This window comes from Nocardia exalbida NBRC 100660 (assembly GCF_000308575.1).
GTDB lineage: Bacteria > Actinomycetota > Actinomycetes > Mycobacteriales > Mycobacteriaceae > Nocardia > Nocardia exalbida.
The window spans coordinates 1-14,455 of the sequence record NZ_BAFZ01000082.1 but is presented as its reverse complement, the minus strand read 5'-3'; the positions used below and the strand labels follow the sequence as shown (position 1 = coordinate 14,455).

Here is a 14,455-nt window from a genome sequence, read left to right as displayed (position 1 = left end):
TTGTGAGCCGAAAGTGCAGTGCATTGACGTAGACTCGGTGGGAATATTCGCACGTCGTGAGGAGAAGGGCAGCTGTGGCGTCCACTACGCCCTTGAAGCAGGGGTCGAAGACATTCAGCATTCCGGAACTAGTGTCGATGGCCCAGCAAGGAATTATACGGATTCCCAGTTTCCAAAGATCCTTTGTATGGGATACCGACGACGTAAAGAAATTGTTTGACAGTATCTATCGAGGTTTTCCGGTTGGCACAGTGCTATTTTGGCAGCATGAAGCTGCTGCAGAGATGTCGCATATAGGTCCGATCTCTATATTCGCGGAAGCTCGTGAAGATGCATTGTGGGTGATTGATGGTCAACAGCGCATCGCCTCTTGGTTCGCTACGTTAACAGCCGAGCATAGAAATGCGGACGACAGATTTGATATCTATTTCGATTTGGCTGCGGAGAAGTTCGTCAACAGTCGCCGAGGTATAGCTCCGCGTCAGGCTATTCCAGTCAGTGAGGCCCGTGAAACGCGATCGTTATTGAACTGGCTGCGGCAGCATGCGGACGAACTGGATCCGGAAGATTTTGAGGCTGCCGACCGGCTGGGTGCAGCGTTGCGGGACTACAAGGTCCCAGCATACGTCGTGACTAGCGATGATCGGGAACTTTTGCGTGAGATTTTTGATCGGGTCAACTCTGCTGGAAAACCTATAAAACGAGCCGATGTTTTCAACGCCCTATTTGCGCGCGAAAATACGCCAGGTAGCCCCGCCGGGGTGGCGAGCGAACTGGAGTCTACCGGATTTGGACGTATTCCAGAAAATAGGATTGTGCAGAGCTTGTTAGCGATTCGGGGCGGCAATGTCGGCCGGGATGTTCGCGAGGAATTCGAGGAGGGTGAGGATGCGGCGGACTGGTATGATCACACCGAACGCGCACTTGCGCGTGCGGTAGAATTCTTGCAGTTCGAGGGTGTAGCGCATGTGGCGTTGATGCCGAACGCATTTCCGTTACCTGTCCTTGCGGCTTTCTTCCATTTGCACACCGATCCGTCGCCTTGGAATCTCCGACTGCTGGCTCGATGGCTGTGGCGGGGCTGGGCTAATGGGTTCGGCGAGGAATCGGGGCAGACGCCAACTCTCCGCAGAGCAATCATGTCTGTCAATCCGGCTAAGCTCAAGGTGGAAAAAGCTCCAAGTGAATATGAGGCAGTAAAGGCATTGCTGGAGAGGATACCCGATCGGATACCTGTGGTGCCTCGCCTTGACAATTTCAAGACCAACGAGCGCAATGGGAGATTGATTCTTCTAGCGCTTGCGGCGCTCAAGCCGCGCGGAGTCGATGGCGGTGAAATAGATTTAGCTGCACTCCTAGAAAAAAATGGCACTAACGCTGTTACGCAGTTCACGCGGACGGGGCGTACGAATGCAGCCTCTCGTGGATTCTGGCCAATAGACGCTCCCTCCATAACGGATATCGGTGATCAAACGGTGCTTGAGAGTCATCTCATCGATACTCTAGCTCTAGAGCGCCTCAAGTTAGGTGATGAGGAAGGGTTTATTTCTAAGCGAGGTGAGAAGCTCCAGCAAGTGGTGAATGACTTCGTCCACGTTCGAGTCGAACCAGGAGCGATTATTCGACCTCCACTGGAGGACCTCCTCATACTGGGTGAAGCCGAGGAGTAGCAGTGGTACTGGATTCGGCTGCGGTAGTCGAGCTTCAAAATCCCAGTGGATCTTGGGTCGAGGTTGGTTATCTACATCACTCGAAGAATCGCAATTGGTTCGAATTTGTCGATGCCTACTGGAATAGTCTGCACCGGCCGATATTGGGGCAGGCATTTGAAGAACATGGGCGATACTGGCGCCCAACCGCTCACGTGGCACTGCCACGCTGGTTTGGACACTTGTTGCCTGAAGGGCGCGTCCGAGAATTAGTCGCGCAGACTGCCGGAAGTAGCAGCAAGAACGAATATCGGTTACTTCTCAGACTCGGAGCAAACGATCTGCCGGGCGCTGTGCGAGTTAACCCGCTTGATGGCGCCAAGAAGTTTGTACTTCCCGAACTCGTATCGCGGGAGGAAGTGGATGCAGATGACCCCCTGCTTAAGTTTAGCCTCGCTGGCGTGCAATTAAAGTTCTCGGTATCTGGCGATGAAAAAGGCTTGACCGTACCTGCGCGAGGTAGAGTGGGAAATATAATTTTGAAGTTTCCGGACGGCCGGCCTGGATTTTCGGGGTCCCCGAAGCGGAGTTGGGCGCCCTCAAACTCGCTGCAGTTGCGGGTATCAATAGTGCCGATGGATTTCTCGTAGATGTCACATCTGTATCGGGACTCGAGGACTACTCTCGAAATGCTCACGGGCAAGCTCTTGCAGTACATCGATTCGATCGCAAAACCAATGATCTGCGCGTTCATATGGAGGAGTTAGCCCAGATTATCGATATACCAACGGCCAAGCAGGATGCAAAGTATCGAATGGCGAACTTCGAGATGGTCGCGACATTGATCAGTGGTCTCGTCGGAGTGGAGTCGGTTGGTGAGGTGGTTGATAGAATCGTCCTAAATGTGCTAATTGGTAATGGCGATGCGCACTTGAAAAACTGGGCGGTCGTTTATAATGATGGTCGTACTCCAACGCTTGCGCCTGCCTACGACCTGGTCCCTACTGTCCTCTACCTTCCTGATGACAACCTTGGCTTGAATCTCGCCAAATCAAAGAGTTTCTCGGATGTAACGGCGTATAGCTTTGAGGGCATCGGTCGACGCACCGGGTATGGCGCTAGCGAGGCTCGGCGCAGAGCTGTTGATGCTGTAGCTCGAATAATGGATCAACAGAAGACGTTTACCCACTATCTCTCGAAAGACGCATTATCTCGGCTTCGAAATCATCACTCCACTCTCCCCCTTCTGAAATGAACAACATCGCCTAAGTGGTCACGCTCGATACGAAAAGTTGTATAGCTGACCGCTGTCCTTGGGCGGCACGTTGGTGATCCGTCGAGCGCGGGGGCGAAGTACACACCTCCCGGTGTAACGTCGTGGTTTCACTGCGGGTGGTTCTAGGCATCCGCAAGCTGATGGCAAAAGGATCGTTGGTCTCGCCGCCCACTGGAGCTATACGAGATCCCCGGTCCGGAGTGAGAAACCACCAGCTATTGATAGGCTAGATACGGCCCCTACTACGTAGACAGGATCAGCCGCCGCCTATCGGACACCTAGCCGCGGTTCTTCGCCGGGCGGTTGGTGGCGGCGCGGCGTTCGGCCTCTTTCGCCTTGATGCGGGCATCCTCCGCGCGGACCGCCGCGTAGTTCTCGCGCTCGCGCAGGAGCCATTCCGGCGGGTCGGCGAGCAGGGCGTCGATCTCGTCGGCGGTGAGGTGGTCGGAGACCTCGGCGCGGGTCAAGCCGGTGTTGGAGACGCCGAGCTTGCGGGCCACCACGTCGCGGGGAAACGGGCCGGTGCGGCGCAATTCGGTGAGCCACTCGGGGGGATCGTTGCGCAGCGCGTCCAGCTGAGCGCGAGAGATCGGCGCGTTGCGGAACTCCTCGGGCGCGGCCGGAAGGTAGATGCCGAGTTTGCTCGCCGCCGTCAACGGCTTCATCGTCTGCGGTTTCTTGTCCGGGCTCACCGGAACAGCCTAACGGGCGCCGCCGGACGGATTCGTCCGCAGTCCCGCCTCGCCTACGCGGCGGCGGGGCGGCCGCAGGAGCGTAGGCGGGGCAGTCGGCTATCCGGCGGCGCGAGCGGCACACATCGCCTGGTGGCATACGCTTCCACGAATGAGCCGGTTGGAGTCGATCGATGTCGTGCGCCTGCGCTGGTTCGTCGCGGTCGCGCAGGAGTTGCACTTCGCGCGCGCGGCGAAATCGCTGCACATCTCGCGTCAGAAGCTGAGCCATACCGTCATCGACTTGGAGAACGAACTCGGCACGAAGCTTTTCGTGCCCGGCGCGCAACCGACCCGGCTCACCGACGGCGGACGGGAGTTACTGGAGCAGGCGCGCGAGATCATCGGCCGGACCGAGTCCGCGGCGCGACGGCCGGAGGCTCCTGCCGCCTTGCGAGTGGGTTTCGTGCCGGGCGTCACGGTGTCCAAATGGACCCGGATCTGGGCCGAGCGCTTCCCCGACACCCCGCTCGAGGTGATCGCGCTGGCGCAGGCGGAACAGGAGACGGCCCTGCGGGAGGGGCGCGTCGACATGTGCTTCGTCCGGCTGCCGATCGATCGCGAAGGCATGAGCGCGATCCCGCTCTATCGGGAGGTTCCCGTCGTCGTGGTACAGAAGGAACACCCGCTCTCGGTGTTCGACGAGGTACGCGTGAAGGACCTGGCCGACGAGCACGTGCAGGACACCTCGGACCTCGACGCCGTCGGCGGCGCGCTGGAACTCGTCGCCGCGGCCGGGGGCGCGGCCATCGTGCCGCACTCGCTGGCTCGCCTGCACCATCGCCGCGACCTCGTCTATCGCACGATGCTCGACGTCCCGGATACCGAGATCGCGCTGGCCTGGCCCGCCGATCGCACCACCGATCCGGTCGAGGATTTCATCGGCGTCGTGCGCGGCCGCTCCGAGCGAAGCTCACGAGCCGCCGCCCGCCCCGACCAGAACGAGCCACGGAAGAAGCCCCCGGCCAAGAAGACGGGCGGTCGTGCGGGTCCTGCCGCGAAGAAACCCGCGCGGCGGCGCGGGCGCTAGCCGATTCGTGCTCAGGGGGTGGCGGCGCGAACCCCGGAGGGTCCGCGCCGCCCGGCGATCAGCCCTTACAAACCCGGTTCAGTTCGTCGGTCGCGGCGTCCATGTTCGCGACCTTGTCATCGGTGAGGGCGTGGGCGTATCCGGCGATGGCGGCCTTCTCCGCGCCTTCGGCCTCGATGGCCGAGAGCTTGGTGGCCAGCGACTGCTGCACGGTCGGGTCCAGATTTCCGCCCGATTCGTCGATGGCGGCGTTGATCGCGTCGATGGCCGCGCCGCACGCCGGTGACTGCGCATGCGCGGGCGCGGCGGGCAGCAACAGCAGCGAACCGAACGCGCTCGCGGCGAGCAGGGCGGCCGAACAGGTCTTGATCATTGCGTCCTAAGGGTTGTGCGGACAGAGAACAGAGGTCCGCGACCCGGCTGGGACGCGGACCTCGGACGCACACGGTACCGGCTGCCTGCGCGCGGTACAGGACGAATGAAGTTGTGCGAGAGGACTTTCCGGAGGGAGAACTAGCGCGGCTTGCGCTGCAGCAGGGAGTCGCGAATCAGGATGCCCGCGATCAGGGCGGCGAAGCCGACCAGGAAGATGTCCTCGATCTTGCCGCTGTGGTTGCCGACCAGCATGGCCAGCAGGATCAGCGCGACGATCCAGCCCGCGATCCGGAAGGTGCGACGCGACTCGCCGCTCCAACCCCAGGCGGCGGAGGGAACTTCGGCGGGATCCACGCGAGTGACGACGCGCTCGGTGTCGGCGTGTTCGAGTTCCGTGGCGGCCACGATCGCTCCTTAGCTGTTCCTTGTACCGCGATTCCGGTACACACTCGATGAGCTGCTGCCGCATATCGTGACATACGACGGCGCGTCGTTGTAAGTCGGCCCGCGCCCCGTCGGACGCTTTCCGGCGGTAGGACACAATGAAGTCGTGTCCGACATCGTGAGAGTCCTGCTCCTGGGCAGCACCGGATCCATTGGCACCCAAGCGCTCGAGGTGATCGCCGCCAATCCCGACCGCTTCGAGGTGGTCGGACTCGCCGCGCGCGGCGGCAACACCGAGCTGCTCGCCGCCCAGATGGCCGCGACGGGCACGCGCAACGTCGCCGTCGCCGATCCGGCCGCGGCCCAGCGGCTGGACCTGCCGCTGGGCGGCCCGGGGGCGGTGACCGAGCTGGTGCGCCGCACCGAGGCGGACGTCGTGCTCAACGCCCTGGTCGGTTCGCTCGGGCTGGAACCGACGCTGGCCACCCTCCAGTCCGGCACCCGCCTCGCCCTGGCCAACAAGGAATCCCTGGTGGCGGGCGGGTCCCTGGTCACACGCGCCGCCGCCCCCGGGCAGATCGTCCCGGTGGACTCGGAACATTCCGCGCTGGCGCAGTGCCTGCGCGGCGGCCGTGCCGACGAGGTCGACCGGCTGGTGCTGACCGCGTCCGGCGGCCCGTTCCGCGGCTGGACCGCCGACATGCTCGAGTCGGTGGGGCCCGCCGAGGCCAAGGCCCATCCCACCTGGTCGATGGGCTTGATGAACACCCTGAACTCGGCCTCGCTGGTGAACAAGGGGCTCGAGCTGATCGAGACCCACCTGCTGTTCGGGATTCCCTACGATCGCATCGACGTCACCGTGCACCCCCAGTCGATCGTGCACTCGATGGTCACCTTCACCGACGGCTCCACGCTCGCCCAGGCCAGCCCGCCGGACATGAAGCTGCCTATCGCGCTGGCGCTCGGCTGGCCGGACCGGGTGCCGGGCGCGGCCGCCTCCTGCGATTTCGGCACCGCCTCCACTTGGACGTTCGAACCGGTCGACAACGGTGTCTTCCCCGCGGTCGAGCTGGCCCGTGCGGCCGGGCAGGCGGGAGGCAGCGTCACCGCGGTCTACAACGCCGCCAACGAGGTCGCGGTGCAGGCTTTCCTGGACGGAGCCATCCGCTTCCCGCAGATCGTCGGCACGGTGGCCGCCGCGGTGGAGGCCGCCGAGCAGTGGCGCGCCGAGCCGGATTCGCTCGACGAGGTGCTCGCCGCGGACACCTGGGCGCGGGAGTTCGCCGCCGCCCGGGTACGCGGCTGACACCGTCGCACGCCGGATCGGACGCGCGAAGCGACGGCGTCCTGGCACACTGAACACACAGGACACGACTGTGTCCGGTTAGGCGTACCTCCGCCTTCGCTCCGGCCATTCGCGGGCTGAAGACGGGCTACGTCCGACAGCACCCATTAGGGTGATCAGAGTGCTCGCGGCCAGGAGCGGACGCGTGCGTGCGGGATATTCGAGCTGCGCAAACGCAGGAGGGCTGTAGAGCAAATGGTGTTCGCGTTGGGGTTCGTGCTGTTCGCGCTGGGCATCACCGTGTCGATCGCGCTGCATGAATGTGGGCACATGTGGACCGCCCAGGCGACCGGCATGAAGGTGCGGCGGTATTTCATCGGATTCGGACCGAAGATCTTCTCCTTCCGCCGCGGTGAGACCGAATACGGCCTCAAGGCGCTTCCGCTCGGCGGTTTCTGCGATATCGCGGGTATGACGGCGCTCGACGAACTGCGCCCGGAAGAACTCGACCGCGCCATGTACCGCCAGGCCACCTGGAAGCGGCTGGTCGTGATGTCCGGCGGCATCGCGATGAACTTCGTCCTCGGCTTCATCCTGATCGTGGTGCTCGCCATCGGCTGGGGACTGCCGAACCTGAAGGAACCCCCGGCCACCGCGCTGGGCGAGATGAGCTGCGTGCCGCAGGGCAAGCCGGACGGCTCCAGCGAACCGTGCACCGGCACCGGCCCCGCGCAGCGCGCCGGATTGCAGCGCGGCGACATCGTCAAAGAGGTGAACGGCGTCAAGGTGGACACCTGGCGCCAGTTCCAGGCCGAGACGCAGAAGCAGACCGGCCCGTTCACCTACGTCGTCGAGCGGGACGGCCGCACCCTCAGTATTCCCGTCACCCCGGAGCGGGTCATCCGCTACCCCGAGGGCGGTGGCGCGGGTCGCGAAGTCGGAGCCATCGGTGTGGCGCCGGAACGCTACGAACCCGTGCAATACGACGTGCTCGGCGCCGTTCCCGCCGCGGCCACGTTCACCGGGGACATGTTCGTGCGCACGGTGGACTCGCTGACCGAGATGCCTGCGAAGGTGTCCTCGCTGTGGGACGCGGTCACCGGCGGTGAGCGGGATCCGGAAACCCCGGTCAGCGTGTACGGCGCCAGCAAGATCGGTGGCGAGACCGCGGAACGCGGCCTGTGGAACATGTTCATCCTGGTGCTGGCCAGCCTGAACTTCTTCCTCGGCATCTTCAACCTGCTGCCGTTGCTGCCGCTGGACGGCGGCCACATCGCGGTGGTGATCTACGAGAAGATCCGCAACACCATCCGCGGCTGGAAGGGGCTCGCGCCCGGTGCACCGGTGAACTACCTGAAGTTGCTGCCCGCCACGTACGTGGTCGTGGTGATCGGCGGCGCTTACATGCTGCTCACCCTGGCCGCCGATATCGTCAACCCGATCAAGCTGTTCTGACCGGGGCCGCCGGGCGTGCGGGGCGGCTCGCGACGTAGTCTGGCGCGGTCAACCGGGGAAGCCTTGTCGTTGCTGTCACAGGGTGGGCGTCGTGCGCCAAGGCTAGACTCGGCACCAACCGGCCGGACACGACGAAAGTAGGCAGCCGAAGGTGACCAGCACAATCGGATTGGGGATGCCGACCGCGCCCGCTGCGGTGCTCGCTCCCCGGCGTAAGACCCGCCAGTTGAGGGTGGGCAACGTCGGGGTGGGCAGTGATCACCCGATCTCGGTGCAGTCCATGACCACGACCAAGACGCACGATGTGAACGCCACCCTGCAGCAGATCGCGGAACTCACCGCGTCGGGGTGCGACATCGTGCGGGTGGCCTGCCCGCGTCAGGAGGACGCGGACGCGCTGGCCACGATCGCGGCGAAATCCCAGATTCCGGTGATCGCCGACATCCACTTCCAGCCGCGCTACATCTTCGCGGCGATCGACGCCGGATGCGCGGCGGTGCGCGTCAACCCCGGCAACATCAAGGAGTTCGACGGCAGGGTCGGGGAGGTCGCCAAGGCGGCGGGCGCCGCGGGCATCCCGATCCGCATCGGCGTCAACGCCGGTTCGCTGGACAAGCGGATGATGGAGAAGTACGGCAAGGCCACCCCGGAGGCGCTGGTGGAGTCGGCGCTGTGGGAGGCGAGCCTGTTCGAGGAGCACGGGTTCGGCGACATCAAGATCTCGGTCAAGCACAACGACCCGGTGATCATGGTGGAGGCCTACCGTCAGCTGGCCGCGCAGTGCGATTACCCGCTGCACCTCGGCGTCACCGAGGCGGGCCCGGCGTTCCAGGGCACGATCAAGTCGGCGGTCGCGTTCGGCGCGCTGTTGGCCGACGGCATCGGCGACACGATCCGGGTGTCGCTGTCCGCGCCGCCCGCCGAGGAGGTGAAGGTCGGCGGGCAGATCCTGCAATCGCTGAATTTGCGCCCGCGCAAGCTGGAGATCGTGTCCTGCCCGTCCTGCGGGCGCGCCCAGGTCGACGTATACACGCTCGCCAACGAGGTAACCGCGGGCCTGGAGGGCATGACGGTGCCGCTGCGGGTGGCCGTCATGGGCTGCGTGGTGAACGGACCGGGCGAGGCGCGCGAAGCCGATCTGGGGGTGGCCTCCGGCAACGGCAAGGGCCAGATCTTCGTCAAGGGCGAGGTCATCAAAACCGTCCCGGAGGCGAAGATCGTCGAGACGCTCATCGAAGAGGCGCTGCGCATCGCCGAGGAGATGGGCGAGGACGCGGTCTCCGGCGAACCGGTCGTCACCGTCAGCTGAGCGCCGCTCACCAGGGCTTTCGGCATAGCCATACCGCATCGCGCCGGTTCGTGGCAGGCTGTCATCGTGCGGAGTCTGCTGGAGCCGGCGCGACGGGCCAAATATGCCCCTGCGCGGCAGCTCGCTAATCGAGATCTTGCTCAGGTGCTGCGTGTGCTGGATGCCGATCCGGTGGCCTCGTGCATGGTCGCCGCCCGGTTGCAGGAGTTCGGCCTGGACAACCGGTGCGGGCAGGGGGAACTCTGGAGCAGAGGCGGTCCCGCCGAGTCGCTGTGTTTCTCGGGGGCGAACCTGGTGCCGTTGCTGGGTGATCGTGACGCGTTGCGCGCGTTCGCCGATCGGGCGATCCGCTGGCCTCGGATCTGTTCCTCGGTGGTGGGGCGCAGAGAACTGGCGTTGCCGCTGTGGGAGATGCTGTCCGCACACTGGGGCCCGGAGCGGGAGCTACGCGGGGAACAGCCGCTGCTGGCGCTGGCCCAGCCGCCGCTGTCCACGCCCGACCAAGAGGTTCGCCGGGTTCGCCGCGACGAGCTCGATCGCTACCTCTCGGCCGCGATCGCGATGTTCATCGAGGAGGTCGGCGTCGATCCGCGCGCGGGGGACGGCGGCCGCGGCTATCGCCGCCGCATCCAGAGCCTGATCGAATCCGGCCGTGCCTGGGCCCGTTTCGAGGACGGGGAAGTGGTCTTCAAAGCCGAGGTCGGATCACTGTCCCGGCGCACGGGCCAGATCCAGGGAGTCTGGGTACATCCGGATCATCGGGGGAAGGGCCGCGGCACCGCGGGCACCTCGGCGGTCGCCAACGCGGTGGTCGCATCCGGCCGCACCGCGAGCCTGTACGTGAACGATTACAACGCGATCGCCCGCCGCGCCTACAGCAGGGTCGGGTTTCGCCAGATCGCGACCTTCGCCACCGTCCTGGTCGACTGAACACGCCTGCGGGCACGGCGAATCCCGGAGTGCCGCAGGCATTTGCCCGTCAGTGACTATTACGATCGGTGCCGATGTCGACTCGGACGCTCCTCTCGCTCGCCGTCGCGGCCTTCACGGTGGCCGCCGCCGGTTGTGCGAGCGAGCCGCAGGGGCCTGTTCCCGCCGCCGACGCCTTCGTCAAAGCGTTCGCCGAGCATCGGGTCACCGCTGCGGCGCAGCTCACCAACCTGCCGGAGAAGGCGAGCGACGCGTTGCGTTCCGCGTGGGATCAGCTGCAGGCCGAACAGCTCACCGCGCGCACCGGGGCGGCGCGCGTGACCGGTGACACCGCGACCGTCGACTACACCTACGAGTGGCGGTTGCCCAAGAACCGGATGTGGAAGTACTCGGGCCAGCTACAGATGGGCCGCAGCAACGGGCGCTGGATGGTTCGCTGGACCTCCTCCGACATCCACCCCAAACTCGGTGACACCCAGACCATGGCGTTACGGACCAACCCGCCGCCGCGGGCGCGGGTCAACGAGCAGTCCGGCAGCGACGTCATGGTGCCCGGCAAGGTTTCCCGGGTCACGTTCGTCGCGGCCGACGCCGCCGATCCCGCGTCCGTGGCCACCACGCTGGCCGCCGCGCTGCACCGCTTCGACAAGTCGCTGACACCGCAGTCGATCCTCGACGAGGCGAAGGCGGCCAAGGGCGCTTACACGGTCGCGCTGCTCAACGAGACCGAATCCGGCCAGGTGACCACCGATCTCATCGGGCTGCCCGGTGTCACGCTGACCCAGCAGTGGGATCTGGTCGCCACCGATCGGGAATTCGCGCCCGATCTGCTCACCCAGGTGCGCAAGACGGTGATCGCGGAGGTGGACGGCAAGGCGGGGTGGAGCGTGGTCACCATGAACTCCAACGGCGCCGACACCGATGTGCTGATGGAAGTGCCCTCCCAGCCCGCGCCGTCGTTCTCGCTCAGCATCGACCGCAATGTGCAGAACGCCGCCCAGCTCGCCGTGTGGCCGCGCACCGAGCAGACCATGATGGTGGTGCTGCGCCCGTCCACCGGCGCGATTCTGGCGGTCGCGCAGAACAGGGCCGCCGACCGTGACGGCCCCCTCGCGACGATCGGCCAGTACCCGCCCGGTTCGGTGTTCAAGACGGTGACCGCGGCCGCGGCCATGTCGAATGGCCTCGCGACGCCGGATACGGTGCTGCCGTGTCCGAGCCGCATCGTCATCGGCGAGCGGACCATCCCCAACTACAACCTGTTCACCGTCGGCGATGTGCCGATGTCGACGGCCTACGAGAGGTCCTGCAACACCTCGTTCGCCGAACTGGCCAGCGAGCTACCCGGCCCCGCGTTGCACGAGGCCGCGGCGAAGCTCGGTGTCGGACCCGTCTATTCGGTGGTGGGGCTGCCGACGGCCTCCGGCTCGGTGCCGCCCTCCGACGACTTGATCCAGCGCACCGAGGACGGCATCGGTCAGGGCAGGGTGGTGGTCAGCCCGTTCGGCATGGCGCTCATGGCGGCGACCATCGCGCACGGCTCGGCGCCCGTGCCGTACCTGATCGCGGGGCGCCCCACCCAGATCGACGGTGATCGCCCGGCGCTGGCTCCCGACGTCATCGAAGGATTGCGCGCGATGATGCGCAAGGTGGTCGTCGGCGGCACGGCCGAACGGATCGCCGACCAAGGCGCGGTCTACGGCAAGACCGGCGAGGCCGAAGCGGACGGCGGGTCGCACTCCTGGTTCGTCGGTTACCGTGGCGACATCGCCTTCGCCACGCTGCTGGTCAAAGGCGGCAGTTCCGATAATGCGGTCGCCGTGACACGGGACATGCTGGCGGCGTTGCCCGCCGGTTACTGATATGTCTTCGTGCCCAGACGGGAAGGACCCAGATCAGGACTTCGCGGTGCCGCGGCACGGGAGAGCGTACCGCCCGAATCGATATCGGCCGATGGTTCAACGGTGTCCTCCTGCCTCGTGCTCGGACCGCGCGGCCCGGACAGCCGTTGTCGGGGCTGTCCGGGCCGACGGGTGTGCGTGCCTTTCATTTCCTTTCAGGCGCGGCGATCAGCAAATGTTCCAAACTGGTCGTCCGGTCCGAATATTCGTCCACGCCGATGACCGCGACGAATTCGCGATCCCCGACACGGTGCTGGAGGGAAAGCCACGAGTTGGCGAGATACCAGCCCGCTCCGGCGGTGCCGCGTGGCCGCAGGCCGCCGCAATAGATCCAATAACGATCGGGATGCTGTTCCGCGCTCGGTCGTACTCGCGCGACGATGCCGATATTCCGGTCGTCGTTCGAGTCGTACCGGCTGCCGTCGGTCAACTCCAGACGCACCGCCGCGGAGCCGTCCTCGGTGCCGCTGTCATGGATGGTGAACAGCGGGTTGTCGACGAGGTGCGGATACAACCGGGTGCAGTTGTTACCGCTCAGCCCGAAGCTGATGTACGGACGGTCGTAATGGGTGACCATGTAACGGTCGCTGCGGACCTCGGCCCGAATACTGGTGTGGCGCTGAAGCAAGGAGAACATGTACAGCAGCCCCCGGAAATCGTTCTCCGCCACCACCGAGGGGATATCGACGGGACGATCCGGGAAACCGCCCTCCTGCTTCCCGAATACTCGCCGCCGGGAGATCCCCGCTGCCCGCAGTGCGTCCACGGACGACCTGGTCAGCTCGAACGACGGGTACACCAGAGTGGTTCCCCTGGTGCTCGTCTCCATCCCGAGAAAAGCCTCGAGCCGGACATCGGTGCCGGAATAACCCGGCCCGAGCGATCCCGTGCCGTCCGGTGTCGAGTTGGCCATTTGGAACAATCCTTCAACCGTCCAGCCGGGAAACATCCGCTCGAGCACCCGGCAGTGATAGTCGCGCGGAAGGCCGATCATGCGACCGGACAACCACTGGTAGTACTGTGCTTTCGCCGGCCCATGCCCTGGGGGAATGGGCGGGTCCAACTGCGCCGCGCAGCGGTCGTACGCGACGAGAAAATCTGGATGACTTTTGAGATGCCGCTCCGCTAGCAGCATCTTCAGTACGGTCGCCAACGGAAACCCCCTTACCCCTGCAGCCTCAGTCGACGGTGACGGAGACTCTGTGTATTGGCTCAACCGCAACGAAACTGGGCCGCCGGCAAAAGCGCGCCGACGGCCCAGCCGCATCAGCCGTCAGATGTAGATGAATGGGAGACCATTACTGGTTCCTCCGGAGCTGGTCGCGGTGATTTGCACTGTTCCCGTTCCGGCGGGAGTGACTGCGGTGATCTGCGTTGCGGAATCGACGGTGAACGAAGTTGCCGGTGTGCCTCCGAAGTCGACGGAGGTGGTGCCTGTCAGGTTCGTCCCGGTGAGGACGACTGTCGTTCCCCCGGCCGCCGGTCCTACATTCGGAAGCACGACCGCGAGGGCCGGAACTGCGAGGTAGGTGTAGGCGAGGCCGTTGCTGGTTCCGCCGGAGGTGGTGGCGGTGACTTGCACCGTACCGGTCCCGGCGGGCGCTACGGCGGTGATCTGGGTTGGTGAGTTGATCGTGAAGGAGGTCGCCGGCGTGCCGCCGAAGTCGACCGCCGTGGTGCCTGTCAGATCCGTCCCGGTGATGACGACAACGGTTCCGCCCGCTTCCAGTCCGACGCTCGGAAGCAAGGTGGTCAGGCTGGGCGCCGCGACGTAGGTGTAGGCCACGCCGTTGCTGGTTCCGCCCGCGGTGGTCGCGGTGACCACCACGGTCCCGGTTCCCGCCGGTGCGACGGCGGTGATCTGCGTGTCGGAATCGACGATGAACGAGGTCGCCGGTGTGGCGCCGAAGTTCACCGCGGTAGCGGTGGACAGACCCGTACCGGTGAGGACGACGATCGTCCCGCCGGTGACCGGTCCTATGTTCGGGACCACCGTGGTCAGCGCGGGGACTGGGATGTAGGTGTAGGCGAGGCCGTTGCTGGTTCCGCCGGCCGGTGGTCGCGGTGACCAGCACGGTCCCGGTTCCCGCCGGTGCGACGGCGGTGATCTGGGTGGCGGAGTTGACGGTG

At 65.0% G+C, this 14,455-nt stretch carries 14 protein-coding genes; 9 read left to right on the top strand and 5 right to left on the bottom strand.

What is annotated here, in order from left to right; genetic code table 11:
- Nucleotides 1-92 precede the first annotated feature (92 nt).
- The 3 genes from ON29_RS34905 to ON29_RS34895 are packed head-to-tail and all read left to right on the top strand — an operon-like array spanning nt 93 to nt 2,904.
- On the top strand, nt 93-1,670 hold the full coding sequence (locus tag ON29_RS34905) for a DUF262 domain-containing protein (RefSeq protein WP_169332590.1): 1,578 nt from the start codon (nt 93-95) through the stop codon (nt 1,668-1,670).
- Nucleotides 1,671-1,672: 2 nt separating this feature from the next.
- Complete coding sequence (locus ON29_RS37795; protein WP_083863820.1) at nt 1,673-2,299, top strand: HipA N-terminal domain-containing protein; 627 nt, start codon at nt 1,673-1,675, stop codon at nt 2,297-2,299.
- Nucleotides 2,215-2,904, top strand: coding sequence for a type II toxin-antitoxin system HipA family toxin (locus ON29_RS34895; protein WP_281032552.1), 690 nt, complete (start codon nt 2,215-2,217; stop codon nt 2,902-2,904). The genes ON29_RS37795 and ON29_RS34895 overlap by 85 nt, the downstream gene beginning before the upstream one ends.
- Before the next feature lie 299 nt (nt 2,905-3,203).
- On the opposite strand, the gene ON29_RS19640 is transcribed toward ON29_RS34895, so the two are convergent.
- Complete coding sequence (locus ON29_RS19640; protein ID WP_040868267.1) at nt 3,204-3,617, bottom strand: DUF5997 family protein; 414 nt, start codon at nt 3,615-3,617, stop codon at nt 3,204-3,206.
- A gap of 151 nt (nt 3,618-3,768) precedes the next feature.
- On the opposite strand from ON29_RS19640, the gene ON29_RS19635 reads away from it, so the two are divergent.
- Nucleotides 3,769-4,686: a LysR family transcriptional regulator gene (locus ON29_RS19635; RefSeq protein ID WP_040868265.1), complete on the top strand. Its 918-nt coding sequence runs from the start codon at nt 3,769-3,771 to the stop codon at nt 4,684-4,686.
- Between the two features lie 58 nt (nt 4,687-4,744).
- Here the strand turns inward: ON29_RS19635 and ON29_RS19630 are convergent, their stop codons facing one another.
- Entirely contained in the window at nt 4,745-5,059 is a 315-nt protein-coding gene (locus ON29_RS19630) for a hypothetical protein (RefSeq protein WP_040868263.1), read from the bottom strand.
- Between the two features lie 140 nt (nt 5,060-5,199).
- Nucleotides 5,200-5,466: a DUF2631 domain-containing protein gene (locus tag ON29_RS19625; RefSeq protein WP_040868261.1), complete on the bottom strand. Its 267-nt coding sequence runs from the start codon at nt 5,464-5,466 to the stop codon at nt 5,200-5,202.
- 145 nt (nt 5,467-5,611) lie between these two features.
- On the opposite strand from ON29_RS19625, the gene dxr reads away from it, so the two are divergent.
- The 5 genes from dxr (at nt 5,612) to ON29_RS19600 (ending at nt 12,286) form a co-directional block, all read left to right on the top strand.
- A complete protein-coding gene (gene dxr / locus ON29_RS19620; RefSeq protein WP_040868260.1) occupies nt 5,612-6,751 on the top strand; it encodes a 1-deoxy-D-xylulose-5-phosphate reductoisomerase in 1,140 nt (379 codons plus the stop codon).
- Nucleotides 6,752-6,985: 234 nt separating this feature from the next.
- The gene (locus ON29_RS19615) at nt 6,986-8,185 is read left to right on the top strand and encodes a M50 family metallopeptidase (RefSeq protein ID WP_040868259.1); all 1,200 of its coding nucleotides are present in this window, start codon (nt 6,986-6,988) and stop codon (nt 8,183-8,185) included.
- Between the two features lie 151 nt (nt 8,186-8,336).
- On the top strand, nt 8,337-9,494 hold the full coding sequence (gene ispG / locus ON29_RS19610; protein ID WP_040868258.1) for a flavodoxin-dependent (E)-4-hydroxy-3-methylbut-2-enyl-diphosphate synthase: 1,158 nt from the start codon (nt 8,337-8,339) through the stop codon (nt 9,492-9,494).
- 66 nt (nt 9,495-9,560) lie between these two features.
- The gene (locus ON29_RS19605) at nt 9,561-10,424 is read left to right on the top strand and encodes a GNAT family N-acetyltransferase (protein ID WP_083863814.1); all 864 of its coding nucleotides are present in this window, start codon (nt 9,561-9,563) and stop codon (nt 10,422-10,424) included.
- A 74-nt stretch (nt 10,425-10,498) separates the two neighbouring features.
- Entirely contained in the window at nt 10,499-12,286 is a 1,788-nt protein-coding gene (locus ON29_RS19600; RefSeq protein WP_040868257.1) for a penicillin-binding transpeptidase domain-containing protein, read from the top strand.
- A gap of 184 nt (nt 12,287-12,470) precedes the next feature.
- Here ON29_RS19600 and ON29_RS19595 read toward each other — a convergent pair whose 3' ends face one another.
- Both ON29_RS19595 and ON29_RS19590 read right to left on the bottom strand, forming a co-directional pair.
- On the bottom strand, nt 12,471-13,592 hold the full coding sequence (locus ON29_RS19595) for a hypothetical protein (protein WP_157172833.1): 1,122 nt from the start codon (nt 13,590-13,592) through the stop codon (nt 12,471-12,473).
- A 6-nt stretch (nt 13,593-13,598) separates the two neighbouring features.
- Nucleotides 13,599-14,455: IPT/TIG domain-containing protein (locus tag ON29_RS19590; protein WP_217999227.1), on the bottom strand; the 857-nt coding region annotated here is incomplete at its 5' end.